The 24,495-nt window shown below is 68.1% G+C and carries 13 protein-coding genes; 5 read left to right on the top strand and 8 right to left on the bottom strand.

All coding sequences use genetic code 11. The features are described from left to right. Positions 1–64: 64 nt before the first annotated feature. From ACFQ0E_RS06935 to ACFQ0E_RS06925, 3 genes are all read left to right on the top strand, one after another. Complete coding sequence (locus ACFQ0E_RS06935; RefSeq protein WP_386822953.1) at positions 65–2,560, top strand: acyl-CoA dehydrogenase; 2,496 nt, start codon at positions 65–67, stop codon at positions 2,558–2,560. Between the two features lie 97 nt (positions 2,561–2,657). Further along, the gene (locus tag ACFQ0E_RS06930; protein WP_386822951.1) at positions 2,658–3,146 is read left to right on the top strand and encodes a hotdog fold domain-containing protein; all 489 of its coding nucleotides are present in this window, start codon (positions 2,658–2,660) and stop codon (positions 3,144–3,146) included. A 251-nt stretch (positions 3,147–3,397) separates the two neighbouring features. After that, entirely contained in the window at positions 3,398–6,283 is a 2,886-nt protein-coding gene (locus tag ACFQ0E_RS06925) for a winged helix-turn-helix domain-containing protein (protein ID WP_386822949.1), read from the top strand. A gap of 97 nt (positions 6,284–6,380) precedes the next feature. Here the strand turns inward: ACFQ0E_RS06925 and ACFQ0E_RS06920 are convergent, their stop codons facing one another. Next, the gene (locus ACFQ0E_RS06920; RefSeq protein WP_386822948.1) at positions 6,381–8,201 is read right to left on the bottom strand and encodes a pre-peptidase C-terminal domain-containing protein; all 1,821 of its coding nucleotides are present in this window, start codon (positions 8,199–8,201) and stop codon (positions 6,381–6,383) included. A gap of 456 nt (positions 8,202–8,657) precedes the next feature. On the opposite strand from ACFQ0E_RS06920, the gene ACFQ0E_RS06915 reads away from it, so the two are divergent. Together ACFQ0E_RS06915 and ACFQ0E_RS06910 are read left to right on the top strand one after the other, a co-directional pair. Further along, positions 8,658–11,459 (top strand): winged helix-turn-helix domain-containing protein, encoded by a 2,802-nt coding sequence (locus tag ACFQ0E_RS06915; RefSeq protein ID WP_386822946.1) that lies wholly within the window; start codon positions 8,658–8,660, stop codon positions 11,457–11,459. A 263-nt stretch (positions 11,460–11,722) separates the two neighbouring features. Further along, entirely contained in the window at positions 11,723–13,078 is a 1,356-nt protein-coding gene (locus ACFQ0E_RS06910; protein ID WP_386822945.1) for a GntT/GntP/DsdX family permease, read from the top strand. A gap of 55 nt (positions 13,079–13,133) precedes the next feature. On the opposite strand, the gene ACFQ0E_RS06905 is transcribed toward ACFQ0E_RS06910, so the two are convergent. The 7 genes from ACFQ0E_RS06905 to ACFQ0E_RS06875 all read right to left on the bottom strand — a co-directional run bounded on the left by ACFQ0E_RS06905 (position 13,134) and on the right by ACFQ0E_RS06875 (position 24,418). Continuing rightward, positions 13,134–13,736, bottom strand: a complete 603-nt coding sequence (locus ACFQ0E_RS06905) for a gluconokinase (protein ID WP_386822943.1) — start codon at positions 13,734–13,736, stop codon at positions 13,134–13,136. A 570-nt stretch (positions 13,737–14,306) separates the two neighbouring features. Then, positions 14,307–15,755: a S8 family peptidase gene (locus ACFQ0E_RS06900; RefSeq protein ID WP_386822942.1), complete on the bottom strand. Its 1,449-nt coding sequence runs from the start codon at positions 15,753–15,755 to the stop codon at positions 14,307–14,309. Between the two features lie 223 nt (positions 15,756–15,978). Then, entirely contained in the window at positions 15,979–17,118 is a 1,140-nt protein-coding gene (locus ACFQ0E_RS06895) for a trypsin-like serine protease (protein WP_386822941.1), read from the bottom strand. A gap of 338 nt (positions 17,119–17,456) precedes the next feature. After that, a complete protein-coding gene (locus tag ACFQ0E_RS06890; RefSeq protein WP_386822940.1) occupies positions 17,457–18,635 on the bottom strand; it encodes a trypsin-like serine protease in 1,179 nt (392 codons plus the stop codon). Between the two features lie 262 nt (positions 18,636–18,897). After that, entirely contained in the window at positions 18,898–20,067 is a 1,170-nt protein-coding gene (locus tag ACFQ0E_RS06885) for a trypsin-like serine protease (RefSeq protein WP_386822939.1), read from the bottom strand. Between the two features lie 161 nt (positions 20,068–20,228). Then, the gene (locus ACFQ0E_RS06880) at positions 20,229–22,028 is read right to left on the bottom strand and encodes a S8 family peptidase (RefSeq protein ID WP_386822938.1); all 1,800 of its coding nucleotides are present in this window, start codon (positions 22,026–22,028) and stop codon (positions 20,229–20,231) included. A gap of 125 nt (positions 22,029–22,153) precedes the next feature. Beyond that, on the bottom strand, positions 22,154–24,418 hold the full coding sequence (locus ACFQ0E_RS06875; RefSeq protein ID WP_386822937.1) for a proprotein convertase P-domain-containing protein: 2,265 nt from the start codon (positions 24,416–24,418) through the stop codon (positions 22,154–22,156). Positions 24,419–24,495: the final 77 nt, after the last annotated feature.

The raw sequence follows: 24,495 nt of genomic DNA, 5'->3' as shown, positions 1-24,495 counted from the left end.
TCCGGCCGGCATCCCGATCCGATCCCGTCATCCCACGCCGAGCCCGCCTTCCCGGAGCGTTCCAATGAGTACCGTCCTCGGACTGATCGCACCACCGCTCATCCTTCTCCTCGCCGGCGCCTTCGTCGCCTACCACCGCCTGCGCCTCGCGGCCTGGGTCGCGCTGTCGGGCACGCTGCTGGTCGCCGCCTGGTTCCTCGGCGCGCACCGGACCACCACCCTCGTCTGCGCCGGCCTGATGCTGCTGGTCGCGCTGCCGCTGCTGATTCCGTTCCTGCGCAAGCCGCTGATCACTTCGCCGCTGCTGGGCTTCTACACGAAGCTGCTGCCGCCGCTGTCGGACACCGAGCGCACCGCGCTGGAGTCGGGCACGGTCGGCTTCGAGGGCGAGCTGTTCTCGGGCAAGCCGGACTGGGACAAGCTGCTGTCGCTGCCCAAGCCGGAGCTGACCGCCGAGGAGCAGGCCTTCCTCGACGGCCCCTGCGCCGAGCTGTGCCGCCGGACCAACGACTGGGACATCACCCACGTCCGCGCCGACCTGCCGCCGGAGCTGTGGGACTACATCAAGCAGAACAAGTTTTTCGGCCTGAACATCCCGAAGGAATACGGCGGCCTGGGTTTCTCGGCGCTGATGAACCACAAGGTCATCCAGAAGCTGGCTGCGGTCTCCAGCGTGGTCAGCTCCACGGTGGGTGTCCCCAACTCGCTGGGCCCGGCCGAACTGCTGATGCACTACGGCACCGAGGAGCAGAAGCGCTACTACCTGCCGCGCCTCGCCGACGGCCGCGAAGTGCCCTGCTTCGCCCTGACCGGTCCGTTCGCCGGCTCCGACGCCACCTCGATCCCGGACTACGGCATCGTCTGCGAAGGCGAGTGGAACGGCGCCAAGGTGCTTGGCATCCGCCTCACGCTCAACAAGCGATACATCACGCTGGCGCCGGTGGCGACGCTGATCGGCGTCGCGTTCCGCATGTACGACCCCGACGGCCTGCTCGGCGACACGAAGGACATCGGCATTTCGCTGGCGCTGGTGCCGCGCGATACCGCCGGCCTGGAGATCGGTCGTCGTCATTTCCCGCTGAATTCGCCGTTCCAGAACGGTCCGATCAAGGGCCGCGACGTGTTCGTGCCGCTGAGCCAGCTGATCGGTGGCGAAGACTGCGCCGGCCAGGGCTGGCGCATGCTGATGGAGTGCCTGTCGATCGGTCGCTCGATCACCCTGCCCTCCACCGCCAGCGGCGGCTCGAAGATGGGCGCGGTGGTCACCGGTGCCTACGCGCGCATCCGCAAGCAGTTCGGCCTCTCCGTCGGTCGCTTCGAGGGCGTGGAAGAGGCGCTGGCGCGCATCGCCGGCCGCGCCTATGCCTGCAGCGCGCTGTCGGAAGCCACTGCTGCGGCCGTGGCGCGCGGCGAGAACCCGGCCGTGCCCTCGACCATCGCCAAGTACCACTGCACCGAGATGGGCCGTGAAGTCGCGCGCGACGTCATGGACGTCCACGGCGGCAAGGGGATCATCCTGGGCCCGCGCAACTACGCCGGCCGCAACTGGCAGTCGGTGCCGATCGCGATCACGGTCGAAGGCGCCAACATCATGACCCGCAGCCTGATGATCTTCGGCCAGGGCGCGATCCTCTGCCATCCGTGGGTGATGAAGGAAATGAAGGCGGCGCAGCTGGAAGACCCGCGCGCGCGCCTGGACCAGTTCGACGACGCGCTGTTCGGCCACATCAGCTACGCGATCTCCAATGCCGTGCGCGCCTGGTGGTTCGGCCTGACCGGCACGCGCATCGGCTCGACGCCGGGTGGCGAGTACACGCGCCGCTGCTACCGCAAGCTCAACCGCTATTCGGCGGCGCTGGCGGTGATGGCCGACACCTCGATGCTGCTGCTCGGCGGCAAGCTGAAGTTCAAGGAATCGCTGTCCGGCCGCCTCGGCGACGTGCTCAGCCAGCTGTACATCATCAGCGCGATGCTGAAGCGCTACGAAGACCAGGGCCGTCCGGTCGCGGACCACCCGCTGCTGGCCTGGGCCTTCCACGATGCCGTGCACAAGATCGAGCTGGCGCTGTCCGGCGCGCTGCGCAACTTCCCGATCCGTCCGGTCGGCTGGCTGCTGTGGGCGGTGATCTTCCCGTGGGGCCGCCGCGCGCAGGCGCCGAGCGACCGCCTGGGCCACCGCGCCGCGAGCCTGCTGATGACGCCGTGCGAAGCGCGCGACCGCCTGGCCGACGGCCTGTTCCTCGACCCGTGCGAGAACAACCCGGCGGGCCGCGTGAACAGCTACCTGTCGAAGGTGATCCTGGCCGAGCCGGTGGAGCGCAAGTTCCTCAAGGCGCTGAAGAACAGCGACATCCAGGCGCTGGACTTCGAGGCCCAGCTCGACGAGGGCGTGCGCGAAGGCTGGATCACCGCCGAGGAGCGCAGGCAGCTGGAAGAACTGCGCGAGATGACGCTCGACACGATCATGGTCGACGACTTCGAATCGTGGGAACTGCGTTCGGCCGGCTATGTCGAGGATGCGCCTCCGGCGACCGGCGGCGCGCGTCTCGCCGCGGCCTGAGCCATCGGAGACACGCGACAACGACGCGACAACGAACGGCGGGCTGTCCCGCCGTTCGCTTTTCAGGGACCCGGAATACGCGATACGGAGCACGCCCATGGCCAACAAGACCCTCGCCCTCTACGAACGCGTCCGCCGCTGGCCTGCCGGGCACTGGTTGTTCACCCGCGCGATCTGCTTCAAGGCGCCCTACTTCGGCAGCATCTCGCCGCGCATCGAAACCCTGGAACCGGGTCGCTGCGTCGCATCGATCAAGCGCCATCGTGCGATCACCAACCACATCGGCAGCGTGCATGCGATCGCGATGTGCAATCTCGCCGAGCTGACGGGCGGCATGGTCACCGAGGTCAGCCTGCCCGATTCGATGCGCTGGATTCCCAAGGGCATGACCGTGCAGTACCTCAAGAAGGCGATGGGCACGATCCGCGCCGTCGCCACGCCGTCGATCCCGGTCGTGCATGCCGACCAGGGCTACGAACTGCCGGTGGACGTGGTGCTGACCGACGCTGCCGGCGACGCGGTGTTCAAGGCGACCATCTCGATGTGGCTGTCGCCCAAGCCCTCATCGCCGAAGCCCTCGCGCTGAAGCCTTCGCGCTGAACGGGCAGCGGACGCTCCGGACGCCAGCGCATGGTGGCGAAGCGCGTCATGCGCTGCTGCGCATTCCCATCGCGCTGATAACCAGAAGTCATGGCGCCCTGCGACAGCGCGCCATGATTCGTCGACATTCTCGGCTAGCATCTGGCCGGCGCCCGCGTTCCGGGGTCGTGGGCGCCATGGTTGCGAAGACCGCCTGCGGCGCCTTCCGCCAGTCTCCGCTACCGAAGGCGTCCACCGATGCGCAGTGCCAGCGATGCGTCCACCGCTCCTGTTCCCTCCACCGGCCGATACCTGGTCGGCGACATCGCGATCGACACGCGGCAGCGCAAGGTGCTGCGCCCGGATGGCGACGTCGAGCTGACCCAGCGCGTCTTCGACCTGCTGGTCGCCCTCGTCTCCGAACCCGACACGCTGCACACGCGCGAAGCCCTGCTCGAGCGCGTCTGGGGCACCACCTGCATCGAGGACTCGAACCTCACCCAGAGCATCTCGGTCATCCGCAGGGCGCTGGGCGAGGATCGCAAGGGCTGGATCCGCACCGTGTCCAAGCGGGGCTACAGCTTCGAGCCGCCGGGCGAGGTGATCCACCTGCCGCCGGAACGATCGGTGCCCACGCACTCGCCCAATCCTCCGCTCGCGCATGTGACGGTCGACGCGCCCATCGACCGCCACGCCCTCCCGGTGGCGATGCCGGCGCCACATGCGGCCTCGGCATCGATCCGGGCCCTGCGCTGGGCCGCCGCCCTGCTGCTCGGGCTGTCGCTGCTGGTCTCCGGCTCGCGCGCGCAGCCTGACGCCACGACCGCGCTGGCGGTGCGGCCGCGCGCCGCGATCGGGATCGTGCTGGTCGACGCGACCTCCGGTGCAGCCGACGCGCCCAGCCGCCAGGCCGCCTCGATGCTGAAGGCCTGGCTGCGCTGGAAGCTGGAACTGCTGCCCGAAGCGGTGCTGATCCGCGAAGACGAACTGCTGGCCGCGCACGCGCTGGACACGTGGTTCGTCGAGATCCGCGCCGAACCGCGCACGGCGCATCGCCATTCGACCCTGCAGGTGTCCCTGCGTCGACTCCAGCGTGACGGCCGCGACGGCCGTGATGCCGCCCCGGCCATCGTCGGGACACTCCGGGGCCGTGATCCGGTGACGACCGTCGATGCCCTGTCGCGGCAGGCAATGGCCGGCCTGTTTCCCAGGCGCCGCAGCGAGCGCTGGCCGGCGCTGGCGCTGGATGCGGCCACCGCCCTGCATTTCGCGCAGGGCACCGAGGCCCTCGATCGACGCGCCTACGCCACCGCGCGCGTGATGCTGGGCAAGGTGGTCGAATCCGCACCCGGCTTCGGTCCGGCACGGCTGGCGCTCGCCCGCACCCTGGCCGATGACGGACGCGTGCGCCAGGGCGCCGAACAGGCGGCGCTGGCGCAGGGTCTGCTCGCCCCGCTGCCTCCGGGCGCGGCGTACGTGGTCGCGGCCGAGATCGCAGCGCTGACGCCGACACGCAGCGTGGCATCGATCGATGCCTACGCGCGGCTGTCGACGGCCAATCCCGATCGCGGCGGATTCGCGCTCGCGCAGGCGCAAGCCCTGATGCGCGCCAACCGTCCCGAGGACGCACTGCGGCTGCTCGGTGCAGCCCAGTGGGAGCGACAGCCCCTGGCCCTGCGCATCCGCCAGCGCACCGCGCGCGCCGAGGCCGCGCTTGCGTTGGGATACCACGACCTGGCAAGGGAGAGCGCGGCCGAAGCCATCGGACTGGTCGGCCTGCATGTCGACGGCCACGCCCGCGAACTGGGACAGGCCCAGCTGGTGTTCGCACGCACACGACACCAGCAGTATCGCCAGGGCACCGAACCCGCGCTCTACCATCGTGCGATCCGCACCTTCGAGGCCGATGGCAATCGCCTGGGCGCACTGACCGCCGCCTATTTCGAAGCTGCGGCGGAGAACGACGTCGCCGAGGCCGAACGCAGGCTCGCAGCGCTGCTGGAGGTGGCCGGCCAGCACGGCGACCACGCCTCCCAGGTGCGCGCGCTGCGTTCCATGGCGTTCGTGCATGCCGAAAGCGGCGACCATGCCGCCGCACGCCGCACGCGCCATCGCGCGCTGGACATCGCGGCGATGGCGGGCGACATCGCGACCCAGCAGCTGCTGCAGCTGGACATGGTCGACGACGATCTGGAAGCCGGCGACCTGGACGCGGCCGGACGGCGGCTGGCGGCGCTGCGGCAGAATCGCCTGTCGATGAAGTACCGCCTGCGCGTGGCGCGCAAGGAAAGCGCGCTGCTGCGCCTGCGCGGCCGCTACCGCGATGCGCTCGACCATCTGGACGCGCGGCTGAGCGGCGAGGCGCGCAATGCGGCATGGCAGGCCGCGCCGATCGAAGCGGCGCGCATCGCCTGCATGCGCACCCAAACCCTGTCGGCGATGGGCGATCTGGCGATGGCGCGATCGCAGCTGCGGGGTTGCCACGACCCGGGATCGAGCTCCATCCCGGTGGTCGCGCACCTGGGCGAGGCGGAGATCGCCCTGCACGATGGCAACCTGCTGGCGGCGCGCAGGCTGCTGGACGATGCCGATCGACGGCTCTCCCAGCGCCGCATGGACGGCGGCAAGATCGAGCTGGGGACCGCCCTGGCCATGCTGCGCCTGCGCACCGGCGAACATGCGCGCGCCGAAGCCCTGTACCGGATCCTGCTGCCCGCCGCACGGCAGCAGGGCCAAGCCCTGCCGCTGGCGGAGATCGAGATCGGGCTGGCCGAGCTGGCGGCGGTGCGTCGCGACTGGACGCTCGCGCAGCGCTACGCCGCACAGGCGCGGCAGCGACTGCCGCAGGGCATCTGGCCGCTGGACAGCCGGCTGCAGCTGATCGACATCGCGCGGCGGCGTGCATACGGCGATGTCGAAGGCACGCGTGCGCAGGCCGCAACGCTGGCGCAACGTGCCGAAGCGCGGGGCGATGCGGTCGTGCGTGCGCAGGCGATGGCCCTGATGCCGTCGACGACGCGTCCGGACATCGCAGCCGGGCAGATCGCCCGGACCACGACGACCCACGCCATCGACTGGCTGATCGCCGCAGATGCGCGCATGGAGGTCTCGCTGGTCGCCGTGCAGACGCGCGATCCGCGCTGACGACGCACGTCGGAAATCCCGGCGCCCACCGTGAAGGTGGCAGGCGCCGGGAACCGCTTTCAGGCGGCAGGTGTTGCGTGGATATCCGCGATCCGCATCAAGGCGTGCGGGTCGCCTTCATGGTCACGCCCGAGTAGCTGCTGTAGGCGCGCACGGCGATGTAGTACGTGGTGCCGGCGACCGGGTTGTTGACCGTGCAGGTTTCGGTGTTGCCGTTGAGGTACGGACGGCAGTTGTAGCTGCTGGTGGTCGGTGCCGAACCGGCGCGGACGTAGAGATCGGCATCGCCGGTGCCGCCGGAAATGTCGACGACCAGCTTGGTGGTACCGGCCGGGATGCTGACCGTGTAGGTCGACGACCAGTTGCCGGACGACACCGACGGCAGGGCGACGTTGTGCACGACCGTGCCACCGCTGCTGGTCGCCGTACCGGTGAAGGTCTGGCCGGTGACGTTGGCGCCGTTGACGGTGACGCTGCGGCTGACCGGGCTGAAGGTATAGCCGCTCAGCGAAGGGGTCAGCGTGTAGGTGCCGTTGGCCAGGCCAGGCAGCGTGTAGGCACCGGTGCTGGAGGTCGTGGCCGAGGCCGAACCGTTGCTCACGGTGACGCCGGCGATGCCGGTGCCCGCGCTGTTGGTGACGGTGCCCGAGATCGAGTAGGTCGTGCCGGTGCTCGCCCGGTTGCAGGTGCCGGTGACGCGATCGGTGAAGGTGCTGCCGGCGACCGGGACGAAGTCGGCCACGTAATCCGTGGCGCTGAGGGTCAGCTTGAGCACGCCCCAGGTGTTGGCGTTGCGCACTTCGGCGATGGTGGTGTTGGTGGAACCGAAGGGATAGAAGTCGCGACCGCCGGTACCGACGAGGATCTGGCGGAACCCGTCCGCAGCGACCGCGCCGCTGGCGTTGATCTTCTTGCTGCGCTGGTAGTTGTGGTCGTGGCCGACCAGGATCAGGTCCGCCTTGGCTGCATACAGTTCGGTGTATGCGGACTGCACGCCGCTGTAGCCGGTGTAGTTGCCGGTGCTCCAGCGCGGATGGTGGAAGTAGGCGGCCGTGCACGGCTTGGTGTTGGCGGCCAGGTCCTGCTTCAGCCACGCCAGCTGCGTGCTCGAAATGGTGCCGCCGGACATGGTGTTGAGCGCGACGAAGTGCCAGTCGCCCACGTCCCAGCTGTAGTAGCCCTTGCTGCGATCGCCGGCCAAACCGGTCTGCACGCCCGAGCCGTTGAAGTAGTCGAAGTAGCCGGCGGCGTTGGCCGTGCCGTATTCGTGGTTGCCCGGCGTCGGCTTGGTCTTGCTCTTGAAGCGGCCCCAGTTGGGATCGTAGCGCGTGTTGAACTCGCTCAGTGTGCCGTTGCTGTAGGCATTGTCGCCTGCGGTGAAGACCGCGACCGGATTGATGTTGACGATCAGGTCGGACGTGGCCTTGCAGTCGCCCGGCGTCGAATCGCAGAGATCGCCTGCACCGGCCACCACCACCGTCGACAGCGCGAGCGCACGGGTGCCGGCGGTGTAGCCGCCGAGTTCGTAGCCGCTGTCGCCGCTGGCGAAGTACGGCTGGATATCGACGCACGAACCGCGCAGCGCGCGGCTGCTGAAGCTGCGGTCGTTCCAGTGTCCGCCCTGGAAGACGTAGCGGTCGCCGCCGGAACTCTTCAGCACCAGGCTGTCGTAGGCGTGCAGCTTGAGCGAGCGGAAGTCGAGGCGGATCCACTTGGCGCCGGCTTCGCAGACGCGGCTGGACGTGCCCGCATCGAGGACGGACCGCGATGAAGTCACCGGCAGGGTGCGGGTGATGGCCCCGGGCTCGTTGAGCTGCGGGGTGCGTTGTCGGGCGTGCGCCGGTGCGGTCGTCGACAGGAGGGCCGCCAGCGCGGCGCCCGTCAGCGAGACCGCCGCCGGATGGATGAGATGTCGCATTGATCTACTCCCTTGAAATGGTCGTTGGTGCATGCAGACGGGCATGGCCGCATCGCCGGAACCGGCGCCGCGCTCATGCGCTGCATGCGTCTGGTCGTGCCCCCTCGGCGCGCCCCCTCGCGTCCGATGCGATGCCGACGCGGCCCCCGTGGCGCGCGTTCGCGTGACGGCATCCTTCGTCTTCTTCCTCTGGCCGGCGGCATGCTTCCACCGCAATGCGGTCGAAAGCGTGACAGCTGGCGCGGACTTATCTTTTTTTAGGCACTTTGACGTTTTTTCACACGGAAGCCGCCTGCTCCGCTGCGCCGCGACCTGCGCGACGCTGGTGCAGCATCAGGTTCATAACTTATTGTTCTAAGGGCGATCCGGGGACTTGGCTAGGATTTGTCCACCCCCCGCAGCCGATCGGACAGGCGTTCCTTTCACGTCCTCCTCCCAACGGGTCTTGCCACGCACGTGAATTCGAACCAGCCCTCTCCTGCGCCCGGACCGCGTCCTGCGGGGTACGCCATCGGCGACCTGCTGGTCGAGCCGCACCTGCGCCGCGTGCGCAGGCCCGAAGGCGACATCGAGCTGACCCAGCGCGTCTTCGACCTGCTCCAGGCCTTCATCGACGCGCCGTTCGTGCTGCATTCGCGCGAGGCCCTGTTCCAGCGCGTCTGGGGCACGCTGCACATCGAGGACACCAACCTCACGCAGAACATCTCGATCCTGCGCAAGGCACTGGGCGACGAACGCAAGCACTGGATCCGCACCGTCTCCCGCACCGGCTACTGCTTCGAGCCGCCGCACGAGATCGAGATCGTCCAGGACGCGCGCGATCTGGCTGCCCGACCGCTCGGCCAGGCGGCCGCCACAGCCGCGCAGGACGCAGGCCCGGACGAGGCGCCCAGCGCCCCCTCCACGGAAACGCCCGCGCCGACCGCCGCTCCGCCCTATCGCGCATCGCCGCTGCGGATCGCAGCCGCCGTGCTCATCGCGATGGCGAGCCTGCTGGTGCCGAGCGCGAGCCCGAAGACACTGGCCGTCGACGCCACGCTGGCGACAACAGGCCTGAGCATCGGCATCGTCCTCACCCAGACCGACCTGGCGCGCAACGACACCGAGCGCGAAGCCACGCGGCTGCTCAGGGAATGGGTCCGCTGGAAGCTGTCGCGGCTGCCTGCCGTCATCCTGATCGAGGAGCAGCACCTCATTTCCGGCCGGCCCATTCCGGGCTACTACCTCGACATGAACGTCGTGGTCTCTCCCGACGCGCCCACGCAACACGTGTTCGAGTTCGCGTTCCGGCCGATCTACGACGTGGCGCCGGCAGGAGGCGGGAGCCCGGACGAGGGTCCGGCAGCGGATTACGCCCATCGCCTCGTGCTGGAAGGGAATGCCGCACGGCTGCCTGCGATGGTCGACCGTGCCTCGAACGACATCCTGCGCAGGATCCTTCCGCAGCGCCGGAACGATCACTGGCCGGCGCTGGCGATGGACACCGAAGCGGCGCATCGCTTCGCCGCCGCCGCCGCCGCAACGCGCCGGCAGGCACCCGAGGCGCTGCGCCTGCTGGAGGCTGCGGTACGGAGCGCACCGGAATTCGGGCCGGCGCGGCTGCTGCTGGCGTCCGAGCTTGCCGAACGCCGGCACTACCGGCAGGCCAGCGAACAGGCCCAGCTGGCCCTGACCCATACGGCGCCCATGCCGGTCGATGCGGCCATGCTGGTCACTGCGGAAGCCGATGCGCTCATCCCTTCGCGCAGCGCAGAAGCGCTGAAGCTCTACCGGCAATTCCATCTGGCCAATCCCTCGCGCATGGAATTCCTCTTCCGCCAGGCGCTCATCCACCAGTGGAACCTCCGGCCCGAAGATGCCTACGAGCTGCTGTCGCTCGACGAATGGGAGCGCGAGACCGGCCCCCTGCAGATCAGGCGGCTGGTCGCCCGTGCCGACGCAGCCTTCCTGCTCGGCTACCTGCACCAGAGCGACAACAGCGCCACCGAGGCAATCAGCCGCATCGAGGGCGGCCAGGGCGGCTCCCTGGCCGACCTGGCCATGGCGAAATACCTCAGCGCCCGGGTGGCGGCACAGCTCTATGCACAGGACGACCCCGGCACGCCGTTCACGGAGGTCGCCAGCCTCTTCGATCGCGCCGCGCACGACTATCAGGCGAGCATCGCCAGGTACTACGAGGCGGTATTCCGCGACGACCTGCGCCTGATCGAACAGCGCCTGGCGCAATCGGTCGAGTTGGCCCAGTCGTACGGCGATCCGCTCAACGAAGTCTGGCCACAGCGCATGATCGGCCCCCACTATCTGTGGTCGGGGCACCGCGAAAAATCCCGCGCGGCACTGGAGACCGGGGTCAGCGCCGCAAGTCGGGCCGGCGCCCTGCCGTTGCGCGACCTGCTCGAAATGGACCTGGTGATCATGGCGATCGAGGACCTGGACATGCAGGAATCCATCCAGCGCACCGAACGCCTGCGCAACAACCATCTGTGGACGAAATACCGCTACCGAAGCGCGAACTTCGCCAGTCAAGTGCTTGCATTGCGCGGTCGCTACAGGGAAGCCCTGTCCGTCCTCGACGCCAGCCTTGGCGATGAGTCCCGTGCCCAGCGCTGGGACATGCCGAAGTCGGAACTGAGCCTCACGGCATGCACGCGGATGTCGGCGCTGCTGTTTACGGGCGCCGGCGCAGCAGCGATCGCGCAATCGCAAAGCTGCGGCGACGATGTGCTCGTTGCGTTCACGTCAGCGCAGATCGCGCTGCTTGGCCGGGACACCGAAGCGGCGCGACGGCATCTCCAGGAAGCGAGGAAGGAGATCGATTCACCTCCCGAGGACGGCACCGATATCGTCGAACTGGCCGGGCTGGCCAGCCTGCTGATACGGCTGGGCGATGTGGATGCCGCACGCCGCGCGCTCGAGGAGACCCGCACCGGAGATGTCGGCGTGATCGATACCCGCACGCAAGTCGAAGTCGACCTGGCCTGGGCGGAACTCTCCGCAGCGAACGGCGACTGGGCGACGGCGCAACGGCAGGCAGACGCCCTGCGCGCACGCATTCCCGCCGAAGCCCTGCACTACCTCAATCGCCTCGCGCTCCTGGACATCGCGCGCCTGCAGGCGCAGGGCGAACGCGAAGAGGCCCGCAAGCGCGCATCCGAGCTGGACGAGACTGCGCGCCGCAACGGCGACGCGGTCACCCGCGCCGAACTGCAGCGCATCAGCGGAGGCATCTTCGGAACGACGCTCGGCCTCAACAAGTGAGCCTGCATTGCCACAAGCATCATTGACACGAGTCACACTCCCCGGGAGAGACGGACAGTAATCTGCCGTCCCTGCGCGCGGCGTCCTTTCCGCGCGCATGTCGTCGAGATGCCGCTGCCGCGAACCCGCGCGATCGGCATGGCCGCAGGCGCCCGCACGAGGCATCGCAGCCGCATCGTCCGACCCGCTTCGCCTCGCAACGCTTCGTTGTCCTTTGCCGCCAGCCGACTCCCGCCCATCAACGGTTCACTCCGGGAGCCCGCATGTTGCCTGTCTTTCTCGTGGCCGCGATCGCGGCATTGCTGTTGCTTGTCCTGCGTTTCAAGCTGCCCGCCTTTCTGGCGCTGATGCTCGTCGCGATCGGCTTCGGCCTCGCATCCGGCATGCCCGGCGAAGCCGTGGTCGGAGCGATCCAGTCGGGCATGGGCGGCACGCTCGGATTCGTCGCCGTGGTCGTCGGGCTGGGGGCGATGTTCGCCGGCCTGCTCGAACATGCCGGCGGCATCCGCGCGATCGCCGACCGCCTGCTCGCGGTGTTCGGCGAGCGCCGCACCGGCCTGGCGCTGGGCGTCGGCGGCTTCGTCGTCGCGATCCCGGTGTTCTTCGATGTCGCCTTCATCCTGCTCGTGCCGCTGATCCACCGCCTGTCCTCGCGCAGCGGCATCAGTCGGCTCCACTATGCGATCCCGCTGCTGGCGGGCCTGTGCGTGACGCATGCCTTCATGCCGCCGCATCCGGGCCCGGTCGCCGTCGGCGAACTGCTCAAGGCCGATCCCGGCTGGGTCATCGTGATGGCCTTCGCCTGCGGACTGCCCGCGATGCTGGTGGCGGGGCCGCTGTTCGCGCGCCGCTTCCGACACCTGCCTGCCGAAGCGACACAGGATGCCCCGGCATCGTCGGGCAGCGACGATGAGCGACCGGCCATGGAATCCGCAGCGACGACGCCCGCCATCGGCTTCGGCGCGGCGCTCGGCGCAGTGCTGCTGCCGGTCGTGCTGATCCTCGGCAACACCATCGGCGGTGCGCTGCTGCCGCCGGGTGCGGTGCGCGATGCGCTGTCCTTCATCGGCCATCCCTTCGTCGCCCTGCTGATCGCCTGCCTCCATGCGCACCTGGTGTTCGGCGTGGCGCGACGCATCCCGCTCGACCGCCTGCGCGAGATCATGACGCGCGCGCTGGAGCCGGCCGGCACCGTGGTCCTGGTCACCGGCGCCGGCGGCGTGTTCAAGCAGATCCTGGTCGATTCCGGCGTCGGCGCGCAGCTCGGTGCGTCCCTCGCGGCGCATTCGCTGCCGATCATGCCGCTGGCGTTCCTGTTCGCGGCCATCATCCGCGTCGCGCAGGGCTCGGCGACAGTGGCGATGATCACCGGCGCGAGCCTGGTCGCGCCCGTGCTCGCGCTGGTGCCGCTGTCGGCGCCGCAGCTCGCGCTGGTGGTCATCGCGATCGCCTCCGGCGCCACGATCGCATCACACGTGAACGACTCCGGATTCTGGCTCGTCAGCCGCTACCTGCAGATCAACGAGGCCGACACGCTGCGTTCGTGGACGGTCGCCTCGACGCTCGCGGGCACCACCGGTTTCATCGTTGCCTGGGTGCTGTTCCCGATGTCCGGCTGATCGACCATGCCTCTGCGCCGCGCGCGGCCGGCCGCGCACCGGCGTCATGTCGACGTCATGCGCACTCGACCACGTCGTTGCACGTCGACAATGCCGTGAGGATCGCGTCCACAACCGCATCGATCGGCTGGTCGATGCCGATCGACAGGGCTTCCGACGGTCCCGGTGGCTGCAGCGCGCGGAACTGGCTGTCGAGCAGGTCGGCGCGGAAGAAGTGTCCCGTGCGCGCGGTCAACCGCTGACGGATCAGCGCCGGATCGCCGCACAGGTGGACGAAACGGCAGCGCGCATCGATGACGTCCATGCGCAGACGTTCGCGGATCTCGCCCGACAGTGCGGAACAGGCCAGCACGGCCAGCCAGGGACGATCCTTCGAGAGATCGCGGTCGCGACGATGGATGCGGTTGACCTCATCGACGATGTTCGCGATCCAGGGACAGCGATCTTCCGGTCGCAGCGGATGGCCTGCGCGCATGCGTTCGATGTTCGCATCCGGATGGAAGCGGTCGCCCTCAAGGAACGGGCAGCCCAGCCGCTGCGCGAGCAGGGCACCGACGCTGGACTTGCCGCTGCCGGCCACGCCCATCACCACGACGAGCGATCGGGCGAGCGACGGGCGATGCCGCGATGCCCTCCCGGGTTCGATTGCAGACATCATGAAGCCCCTCCTGGTGGCAGGTTCCTGCACACGACACGCGCAGGGCATCGCGTCCGGACCCTGTCCGCAAAGAAAGGCCCCGGGTCTCCCCGGGGCCAAGGCACGCACGTCGGACTCCCCGGCCCATGCGCGAAAACGAAACCTGTGGCCTTGCGGACCGCAGCCATGACGCGGATCGGAACACCCTCGCCCAGCGTGAAAAAAAGAGCCCCGGGGGACATCCGGGGCAAACCATCACGATGCCTTGACCGACAGGGGGTGCGATCAAGTAATGCGATGAGCCATGTCGCTCGAACGCATCGCGCTTCGGAGGCACACGTTCACCCGACGCGCGATGCCATCGACACGGCTCCATCGTCGCGAGGAAACCGTTGGAAAAAATGCGCCCGTCATGCAGACCGGGCGCAACCGGCCGCCGCCCCCCCCGGGACGACGGGGCCAGACCGTTGAACCTGTGCGCACGGGCCGGGCATGGTCGATGTCGACGACATCGCGATGCCTGCGGATCCGCACGGCGTCCGACAGATCTCCATCGGCGGCATCGCGTCGGCCACGATGCCGCCTTCGAACTCAGAAGGCCTGCGCAGCGCGGACCGCCGCATCGGCATTGGCGATGCCTGTCCCGATCGGCCGATCGGGCGTGCTCGGGAATGCCGTGACGTTCGCCTTCAGCAACTGCTCGACCTGCGCCGGCGAGAGCGCCGCACCAGCCAGGCGCACCGACTGCATCAGCGCGACGATGCCGGCGACATGCGGCGTGGCCATCGAAGTGCCGTCCCACGCGCCGTAGCCTTCCGCGCCCGGCGCATATCGCCCGGTGTTCACGGTGGACATCACGTCCATGCCCGGCGCTGCGATGTCCACGGCAGGCCCGTAATTCGAGGACCACCAGTTCGGTCGGATCGCGCGCAGACCCTGCGGACTCGATGCGCCGACGGCGATCACGTTCTGGCAACTGGACGGCTGGTACCTGGAGGCGTCGCCACTGTCGTTGCCGGCGGCGACGACGACGGTCGCACCACGGGACACCGCGGCATTGATCGCGGTCTGGTAAGTGGTGCTGCAGCTTCCGCTGCCGCCGAGGCTGAGATTCAGCACCTTCGCGGGCGTCGCGTTCGCAGGCGCACCGGCGACGCTGCCACCGGACGCCCAGACGATGCCGTCGGCGATGTCGGAGGTCCAGCCGCCGCATCTGCCCAGTACGCGCACGTGCTGCACGCGCGCGCCGCGCGCCACGCCAGCCACGCCTGCACCGTTGTTCGTCGAGGCGGCGATGGTGCCTGCCACATGAGTGCCGTGCCAGCTGCTGTCGCCCCGGCATTTGCCGGACGACGCCCCATCGCCCGGATCCGAGGGATCGGCGTCGCGGCCATTGCCGTCGCCTGCCGTCTTCAGATCGGCGATGAAATCGTAGCCCGGCACCGTCTGGCCCTGCATGTCGCTGTGAACCGTGGAACCGGTATCCAGCACCGCGACGACGACGCCTGCACCACTGGCGCGATCCCAGGCCAGCGGCGCATTGATGCCGTAGCGGCCCGTGATCGGTGCCTTGTAATGCCATTGCGCGCTGGCGTACTGCGGATCGTTGGGTTCCAGCGCCGGATGCATCCGCGCATCGACCTCGACGTACTCCACGCGCGGATCGGTCGCGAAGCGGCGCATCAGCGTGTCCGCCGCCGCGCGGTCGAGCGCATGACTGGACACGATCACGTCGGCACCCAGCGCCATGCGCCGGACATGCTGCAACCGGATCGCACGCATCCCGCCGCGTGCGGACGGATCGCGCACCTGCACGGCGGAGGCCGCGCGGTGGAGCGAACGTTCGCGCGCCGCTGCGTCGCGGTGCTCCTGGCTGTCGCTGCGATATTTCACGATGAAACGCTGCGGCTCTTCCGCCGGTGCCCGCTCGATGCGACCGGGGTCGCGGGCGACGACCTGGCCAGGCATGCCCGACAGTGCGCAGAGCACGGCCAGTCCCAGCGGGGCGAGGCGAAGGAAGGTGTCGCGATGCTTGGTCATGTCGATGTTCCCGTGGATGCATGGTGTGTCGCGATGCGTGCGTACGCGGAGAACCGCAGATGCGTCCGTACTTCACGTTTGCCTGTCGGCATCCGGAGGCGCAGGGCCTCCGGTGCCGTTGTTTCCACACGGACGTCCGATGTTCCGGACGCCGTGCCTGTTACGGTTGCATTGCAGGCCGCGTTGCCGGAGGCGCAGCGCCGACCACGCCACCGTGCGCGCCTTACGGCGTGCGGGTCGCCTTCATGTTCACGCCCGAGTAGCTGCTGTAGGCGCGGACGCCGATGTAGTACGTGGTGCCGGCGACCGGGTTGTTGATCGTGCAGGTCTCGGTGTTGCTGCTGAGGTACGGACGGCAGTTGTAGCTGGTCGTGGTCGGCGCAGCGCCGGCGCGGACGTACAGGTCGGCATCGCCGGTACCGCCGGAGATGTTGACGACCAGGCTGGTGGTGCCGGCCGGGATGGCGACGGTGTACATCGACGACCAGTTGCCGGTCGAGACCGACGGCAGGTTGACGTTGTGCACGACCGTGCCGGTGCCACCGCCGCCGCCACTGCCGATGTTGCTGTTGATCCAGTTCACCGCATTCACGGTTTCGGCATAGACGCCGTACTTGTTCGGACGGGCGCAGCCGATGCCCCAGCTGACCACGCCGATGCTGTAGATCGAGCCGTTGTACGGCGCGATCAGCGGGCCGCCGCTGTCGCCCTGGCAGGAGTCCTTGCCGCCTTCCGGCAGACCGGCGCAGATCATCGAAGCCGGATCGATCGCGCCGTTGTAGGCGACGGCCGAATTGCAGGTGGCATCGGACACGACCGGGATGGTGACTTCGCGCAGGCTGCTGCTGCCGCTGCCGCCCTCGGAGGTCGCTCCCCAGCCCAGCGTGGTCACCGGATCGCCCGCCTTGGCCACGGCCTGCATCACGGTGGCGTCGGGCAGCTTGGCGCGGATCAGGTTGGTCGGGAACGTGCCATTGATGCGGATCAGCGCGTAGTCGTTCGCCGAGGTGCTGCTGTTGTAGCTCGGATGCTGGATGTACTGCGCGACAGAGTAGGCCGTCTGGCTGCTGGTGTTGTTGGAACCGGCGTAGACCGTGGTCTGGCGGCCGCAATGCGCGGCGGTCAGGACCCAGCTGTCGGCGATGATCGTGCCGCCGCAGCCCGAGGTGCGGACGGTGAACGACCGGTCGCCGATGGCGAGCGTGCCGCCGACGATGCGACCGTTGACCTGCTTGCCGAAGGCCTTGCTGGTCGTCCAGGCGCCCGCTCCGGCGCGGGTCTGCGGACCTGCGGCGATGGCCATCGACGAGGCACCGGCCAGGGCCAGGGCGAGTACGGCAACTGCGATGTTCTTCTGCTTCATTTCCCTTGAAACTCCATGTAAGTGTGTGTGTTCGGAATCGATCGGCGCGAGGCCCGCATCCCTCTGCGTGGCAACTGTTTCCTGGCCCGGCCGTCGTGCAACCTCACTTGCGAAAGCTCCATTCATCCGCCGCCGGCCTGTCGGCCGATCAGCGAAGGCCGCTGCCGTGCGTTGTCCGCTCGACAGCGTCTCTCGGCACCCGACTGCGATGCCTCGATCAGGCGGCCTTCCCTGGCCGCCCTTCCAGCACGAACGGCATCCTGCGGATGTCGTCCGGAATCCAGCTCGACGCATTCGACGCGCCATGCAGCGCCTGGAGCGTCACCAGGCACTTTCGATCAGGGCGTGCGGGTCGCCTTCATGTTCACGCCCGAGAAACTGCGGTAGGCATGCACGCGGATGTAGTAGGTGCTGCCCGCAACCGGGTTGTTGATCGTGCAGGTTTCCGTGTTGCCGTCCTTGTACGGACGGCAATCCCAGCCCGACAGGCTCGGCGTCGCGCCGCGACGCACGTACAGGTCGGCATCGCCGGTGCCGCCGGAGATCGCGACGACCAGCTTGGTGGTACCGGCGGGAATCGCGACCGCATAGGTCGAGGACCAGTAGCTGGTCGATACCGACGGCAGGTTCACGTTGTGCACGACGGTACTGCCGGTCGGCGGCGGGGTGGTGCTGCCACCGATCTTGCTGTTGATCCAGCTCACCATGGCAACGGTTTCGGAGTACACGCCGTAGTAATTGGCCAGTGCGCAACCCTTGCCGTAGCTGACAACGCCGATGCTGTAGATCGAGCCGTTGTATGTCGCGACCAGCGGGCCACCGCTGTCGCCCTGGCAGGAGTCCTTGCCACCAGCGGCAAGACCGGCGCAGATCTGGACGCTCGGAGCGAGCGTGAGACCGCTGGCTGCCGACGAGCCGTTGTAGGAGGCTGCGCAGGTGGTGTCGGACACGACCGGGATGGTGACTTCACGCAGATCGGTGGGATTGACGACCCCGGTCGTCGAGATATTGCCCCAGCCCAGCGTCGTCACCAGGTCGCCCGGCTTGGCCACGGCCTGCATGACGGTGGCGTCGGGCAGCTTGGCGCGGATGTGGTTGGCCGGGAACGAGCCGTTGATGCGGACCAGCGCATAGTCGTTGAAGTAGTCGCCGTTGCCCGTGGCATTGCTTTCGTCGTAGTTCGGGTGCGCGATGTACTCGGCCACCGTATAGCGCGTCTGGCTGCCAAGATCATTGGAACCTGCACCCACCCACGTCGGCTTGCCGCAATGCGCAGCGGTGAGCACCCACTGGTCGTTGAGGATGGTGCCGCCACAGCCCGGGCTGGTGCGGACGATGAACGAACGGTCGCCAGTGGAGACGATGCCGCCGATGATGCGGCCATTGGGCTGCTTGCCGAAGGCCGGGCTGGTTTTCCAGGTCCCGGTCTTGGCCTGCGGTCCGGCGGCCATGGCCAACGAGGAAGCGGCGGCCAGCGCCAGGGTCAGTACGCTGGCGACGATCTGGATCTGTTTCATGTGTTTCGTTTCCTGATTCGGTTGTGTGTGAGCGAACACCCGGCGATCCATCGCGCCCTCCACGACATCTGATGCATGGCCGGATTTGTGGTGATGCCTGGGAACACCGCACGCATCCGCTCCTCCGGCGGATCGCGCGCCTCTGTTGTCACGCGCCTCTCCCGATCGGCGCGCTCTCCGAAGCCTCTTGATGCAGGCATCGGCGAGTACGGCATTCCGTGGCCGCTCATCGAATCCGGGCGCCGGACGGCGCCCGACACAATCAGAACCGGATGCTCCAGTTGTTCAGCGTGCCGACGTCGCCCGTGTAGGCATCGGTCACCCGCAACCTCCAGTTGCCGTTCAGTGCTTCGCTGGACAGGTTCGCCGTGTACGTCGCGACCACGTTGGCCGCGCCATCGCTGGCGCTCTGGGCCTTGAGCAGATACGTCGTGCCATCCGGCGCCAGCAGCTCGATGCGCAGGTCGCCGCGATACGTGTGCGTGATGTTCACGCTGATCTGCGCGTTGCCCGGCGCATTGCCGGTTCGGCCGGAGACGGCGATCGTGCTGGTGACGCTGCCCAGGTCGGCGATCGGCGCCGGACTGCTGTTGGAATACGTCTGCACCGTGCCGCCGCTGGCGCCGTTGATCTGCTCGAGAATCCAGCTGCGGACATGCAGGGTGTCGGCGTAGATGCCATAGGTGTTGGGCCGCGCACAGCCCGGGCCCCAGCTCGTCACGCCGATGCTCCAGGTGCGGTTGTTGTATGCGGCGACCATCGGACCGCCGCTGTCGCCGGTGCAGCTGTCCTTGCCCGCCGAGCCCGCGCAGATCATGCTCGCATCGTCGAAACTGCTGGCACCCGTACCGAGACTCTGGCGGCAGGTCGCGTCGCTGACGATGGGAATGGTGATCTCGCGCAGATCGTCGCTCAGGCTTCCGCCTTCCGACGTGAGCCCCCATCCGGAGACGATCACGTTGTTCCCGGGCTGGCCGACGGCCTGCACCACGTCCGCGGTCGGAATGGCGACACGCTCCAGCGTGCTTGCGAACGTACCGCTGATGCGCAGCAGCGCATAGTCGTACACGATCCCGCCATCCGCGGATGGGTGCCTGACGATCTTGTCGACGGTGTAATAGGTGCCGCCGGTTCCCGACGTGCGGGTGAAGCCTGCGCGCACGCGATTCGTTTCTGTCTGCGGATTGTTGACGCAGTGCGCGGCGGTGAGCACCCAGTTGTCCGCGATGATCGTGCCACCGCAGGCGAGCGCCGTGCTGTCGCGATAGAGGCGCACCTGGTAGGTGCGCGTGCCTGCCCCAGTCAGGGTGCCTCCGACGATCCGTCCCTGCTGCAGGGTCTGCGCGGCATTCGGCCGTGAGAGTCCCGCGCGCGCGCGCATCTCGGCCGCCGCAGCCTGCGCAACGACAGCACCGCAGCACAGCAGTGCCATGGCGATTCCCAATGTCCTCGTCTGCATCATCTCGTGATTCCTTCAATCATTCGTCGGGGAGCCGGACGCGGCACGCGCTCCGGCAAGGTCGGTGTCAGGCTGTTCGATGCCATGCGATCGCTTCGCAGCGGTGGCCGGTGCGGACCGGCCACCGCCATGCATCAGAAGCGGATGCTCCAGCTGTTCAAGTTGCCGGTGTCCGGCGTCCACATATCCCGCACGCGGAGGCGCCAGTTGCCGTTCAGCGCCTCGGTGGAGAGATTCACGGTGTAGGTCGCGATCACGTTGTCCGCGCTGTCGCTGCCGCTTTCCGTCTTCAACCTGTAGACCGAACCGTCCGGCGCGAGCAGTTCGAGGCGCAGATCACCCCGCCAGGTATGACTTATGTTCACGCTGACCTGGGCATTGCTCGGTGCATTGCCGTTACGGCCGGCCACGGCGATGGTGCTGGTGATCGTGCCGCCGTCGATGATCGCCGTACGATTGTTGTTGGCGTAGGTCTGGACTCCGCCAGCCGCCGCATCGAAGGCGATCGCAGCACGCACGGCGTCATCTGCATTGACGATGCCGCGACCGATCGGCTGGTCGGGCACCCGCGGGAACGCGGTCGTGTTGTCCTTCAGCACCTGCTCGACTTGCGCAGGCGTCAGCAGGCTGCCTGCAGGACGGGCCGACTGCATCAGTGCGACCACGCCGGCGACGTGCGGCGTCGCCATCGACGTACCGTCCCACGCCTCGTAGCCCTCGACCCCCGGTGCCTGTTGGCCCGTGTTGACGGTCGACATGACGTCCATGCCCGGTGCGGCGATGTCCACGGCCGCACCGTAGTTCGACGACCACCAGTCCGGACGAATCACGCGCACGCCATCGCGACTGGATGCGCCCACCACCACCACGTTGGCACAGCTCGATGGCGAGAAGTTCGCGGCATTGCCGCCATCGTTGCCCGCGGCGACCACGATCGTCGCGCCTCGGCCCACCGCGCTGTTGATGGCATTCTGGTACGTGGCACCGCAGGCACCAGCGCCGCCCAGGCTGAGGTTCAGCACCTTCGCCGGCGTCGCATTGGCCGGCACACCGGCCACGGCGCCGCCGGAGGCCCAGATGATGCCGTCGGCGATGTCCGAATCCCAGCCGCCGCAGCGCCCGAGCACGCGCACGTGCTGCACCCGCGCACCGTAGGCAACGCCCGCCACGCCGGCGTTGTTGTTGGTCGCGGCCGCGATCGTGCCGGCGACATGGGTGCCATGCCACGAACTGCTGTCGCCGGCTTCGCACCAGTCGCCCGGATCCGCGGGGTTGTTGTCCCGCCCGTTGCCATCGTTCGCAGTCTCGACATCATCGATGAAGTCGTAGCCCGCGACCGTGCGACCTGCCATGTCGGCATGCGCCGTCGAGCCGGTATCGAGCACCGCGACGACGATGCCCGCACCCGTGGCGCGATCCCAGGCGGTGGGCAGGTTGATGCCGTAGCGGCCGGCGATCGGTGCCTGGTAATGCCACTGGTCCACGGCATAGCGCGGGTCGTTGGGCACCATCGCCGGATGCACGCGGCGATCGACCTCGACGTACTCGACGTTCGGATCGGCGGCGAGACGGCGCATCAGCGACGCGGCGTTTGCGCGATCGAGCTTGTGGCTGGCGACGACGACGTCCGAACCGAGGGCCATGCGGCGCAGGTGACGCAGGCCGACGGCGCGCATGCCGCCGCGCGCCGAAGCGTCGCGGACCTGCACGGCCGAGGCTGCGCGATTGAGCGAGCGTTCGAGCGTGGCGGCATTGCGGCGCTCGCTGCTGCCGTCGCGATACTTGACGATGAAGCGCTGGTGGGTCTGCGCGGAAGACAGGCCTCCGAGATGGACCTGGCCGGCGAACGCCTGGCCGGCGAAGCTGCCTGCGATGCACAGCGTGGCGATGGCCAGCGGATGCAGCGACATGAAGCGATTGCGTGCGTGAGACATGGTAGTGACCTTTGAATTTGGGTAAGAAGGGGCCGTCCCGCGTCGCATGCGACTGCGACGCGGTGGCGGGTCCGAGCTGATGTATCCCTACCGCCCTGGGTCCGGGCGATCCACGAGCCTGCGGCTCAGAAGGTGATGCTCCAGTTGTCCAGACGGCCTGCATCCGGCGTCCACAGATCTGCAACCCGCAGCGTCCATGTGCCGTTGAGCGCCTCGGCCGACAGATTCACCTGATACGTCTGGTAGATGTTGTCCGCGCTGTCGCTCGAGTTCTCGGCTTTCAGCGGATAGGAGGTGCCATCGGGAGCGACGAGGGTGACTCGCACATCGCCGCGCCACGCATGCGTGATGTTCACGCGTACCTGTGCAGTGCTCGGCGCATTGCCCGTTCGTCCGGACACCGCGATCCGGCTCTCGATGCCCGTCGCGCTGCCATCCGGGATCGCAACGGCAGTGTTGTTCGAGTAGGTCTGCACGCCCGCGCTGCCGGTGGTGAAGCTGCCGGTCAGGCTCGCACCGGAGAACGCCGAGTAGCCCCTGACCAGTACGTGATAGGTTCCGGCCTGCGCGGTCGCGATGGTGATCGTCTCCGCGTTGGTGCTGCTTTCGGACTTCAACGGATCGCTGGTGGTCGGCGCGCTGCCGAACCGGACGTACAGGTCGGCATCACCGCTGCCGCCACTGGTGACGAAGCGAAGATTGGTCGCACCTGCGGGCACCTGCAGGGTGTAGCGCAGCTCGGTCCCCTGCGCACCCGACAGACCGGTCACCGGCACACCGTTGCTCAGCACGCCGGCAGCGACGGCAGTTCCCGTGAAATTCCGTCCGCTGACGTTGGCGCCATTGATGGCAACGCTCTGGCTGATCGGCGAGAACGTGTAGCCGCTCAGCGACGGGGTCAGCGTGTAGGGGCCATTGCTCAGGCCGGTGAAGCTGTACTGGCCGCTGGCATTGGTCGTCACCGTCGCGCTGCCGTTGCTGATGCGCACGTTCGGGATCGCAGCGCCGGTGCTGGTGGTGACCGCGCCCGAGATCGCGTAGGTGGTGCCGGTGTTCGCCTTGTTGCAGGTGCCGCTGAAGTTCTCGGGGCGCGAAGTCGAACCGAGATCGCCGTTGCCCGCGTGGGTCGCGCGGACGAACTCGCCCGTGTAGCCGGTGGAACTCAGGGTCAGCTTGAGCACGCCGTAGGTGCTGGCGCTCACGGCGCGATCGGTGGTGCTGCCGGGACGCAGGGCCAGCAGGGGATTGGTGCGATTGGCTGTCGGCACCGGGTAGAAATCGCGGCCGCCGGTGCCGACCAGCACCTGCACGAAACCCTTGGGGTCGGCCTCCAGGTTCGGGTTCATCTTGATGTAGCGCTGGTAGTTGTGGTCGTGGCCGACCAGCACCAGATCCGCTTGATGTTCATACAGGGCGTCGTACAGCGCCTTCACTTCCGGATAGGAGTACTTCTGTCCGGCGTCCGGCGTGTAGTTGCCCAGGCTGATCAGCGGGTGATGGAAGTAGGCGGCCGTGCAGGGCTTCGGGTTCGCCGCCAGGGTCTGCTTCAGCCATGTGACCTGCTCGCTCGTCGAGCTGATCGTGGCGCCATCCATCGTGTTGAGCGCCACGAAACGCCAGTCGCCGACATCCCAGCTGTAGTAGCCCTTGTTGCGATCGCCCGCCACGCCAGCCTGCTGGCCGACACCGTTGAAGTAGTCGAAGTAGCCCGTGCCCCAGTTGCCGGTGCTGTAGTAGTCGTGGTTGCCGGGCGTAGGCCTGGTCTTGTCCTTGAAGCGTCCCCAGTTGGGCGCGTAGCGGGTGTTGTACTCGCTCAGCGTGCCGTCGTTGTAGGCGTTGTCGCCGGCGGTGAAGACCATCTCCGGATTGATGTTCACGATCAGGTCGGACGTGGCCTTGCAGTCCGCTGGCGTCGAATCGCACAGGTCGCCCGCACCCGCGACCACGACCGAGGTCTCCGACAGCGCGCGCATGCCGGAGGTGACGCTCGACAGGCGGTACGCGCTGTCGCGGTCGGCGAAGTAGGGCTGGATGTCCACGCAGGACCCGCGCAGGGCGCGGGTCGTGAAGCTGCGGTTGTTCCACTGGGCGCCCTGGAAGATCTGGCGGTCGCCTCCTGAGCTGCGCAAGACCAGGCTGTCGTAGCCGCGCAGCTTCAGCGACCGGAAGTCGAGGCGCAGCCACTTGGCGCCGGATTCGCACACCCGGCTGGAGGCGCCGGCGGTCAGGATCGACCGGGCCGGGTCTTCGACGAGGGCGCGGGTGCGGGTGCCGCGCTCGTGGATCTGGCCGACGCGTTCGGCGGCGCCGGCCTGCAGCAGCGGCAGGACGGCAAGGATGGACGCCGCGAGCAAACCCGTGCGCGACCACTTCGATGTATTCCCGATCATGTCATTCCCCAAACGATTGGTTGCCTGGCTCAAGGGAACCGCCCCACCCGGTCCGCCATTCAAGGCAGGCGCGGCCG

Origin of the sequence: Lysobacter brunescens (assembly GCF_042677005.1) — a bacterium.
In the GTDB taxonomy this organism is placed as follows: domain Bacteria; phylum Pseudomonadota; class Gammaproteobacteria; order Xanthomonadales; family Xanthomonadaceae; genus Lysobacter_I; species Lysobacter_I brunescens.
Note: the sequence above shows the minus strand (reverse complement) of the source record. Positions and strands in the feature narration are given on the sequence as shown.

Bases quoted from the DNA above. Each gene is read 5' to 3' on its own strand.
- ACFQ0E_RS06935 (WP_386822953.1), top strand. From the start codon at position 65: ATGAGTACCGTCCTCGGACTGATCGCACCACCGCTCATCCTTCTCCTC.
- ACFQ0E_RS06930 (WP_386822951.1), top strand. From the start codon at position 2,658: ATGGCCAACAAGACCCTCGCCCTCTACGAACGCGTCCGCCGCTGGCCT.
- ACFQ0E_RS06925 (WP_386822949.1), top strand. From the start codon at position 3,398: ATGCGCAGTGCCAGCGATGCGTCCACCGCTCCTGTTCCCTCCACCGGC.
- ACFQ0E_RS06920 (WP_386822948.1), bottom strand. From the start codon at position 8,201: ATGCGACATCTCATCCATCCGGCGGCGGTCTCGCTGACGGGCGCCGCG.
- ACFQ0E_RS06910 (WP_386822945.1), top strand. From the start codon at position 11,723: ATGTTGCCTGTCTTTCTCGTGGCCGCGATCGCGGCATTGCTGTTGCTT.
- ACFQ0E_RS06905 (WP_386822943.1), bottom strand. From the start codon at position 13,736: ATGATGTCTGCAATCGAACCCGGGAGGGCATCGCGGCATCGCCCGTCG.
- ACFQ0E_RS06900 (WP_386822942.1), bottom strand. From the start codon at position 15,755: ATGACCAAGCATCGCGACACCTTCCTTCGCCTCGCCCCGCTGGGACTG.
- ACFQ0E_RS06895 (WP_386822941.1), bottom strand. From the start codon at position 17,118: ATGAAGCAGAAGAACATCGCAGTTGCCGTACTCGCCCTGGCCCTGGCC.
- ACFQ0E_RS06890 (WP_386822940.1), bottom strand. From the start codon at position 18,635: ATGAAACAGATCCAGATCGTCGCCAGCGTACTGACCCTGGCGCTGGCC.
- ACFQ0E_RS06885 (WP_386822939.1), bottom strand. From the start codon at position 20,067: ATGGCACTGCTGTGCTGCGGTGCTGTCGTTGCGCAGGCTGCGGCGGCC.
- ACFQ0E_RS06880 (WP_386822938.1), bottom strand. From the start codon at position 22,028: ATGTCTCACGCACGCAATCGCTTCATGTCGCTGCATCCGCTGGCCATC.
- ACFQ0E_RS06875 (WP_386822937.1), bottom strand. From the start codon at position 24,418: ATGATCGGGAATACATCGAAGTGGTCGCGCACGGGTTTGCTCGCGGCG.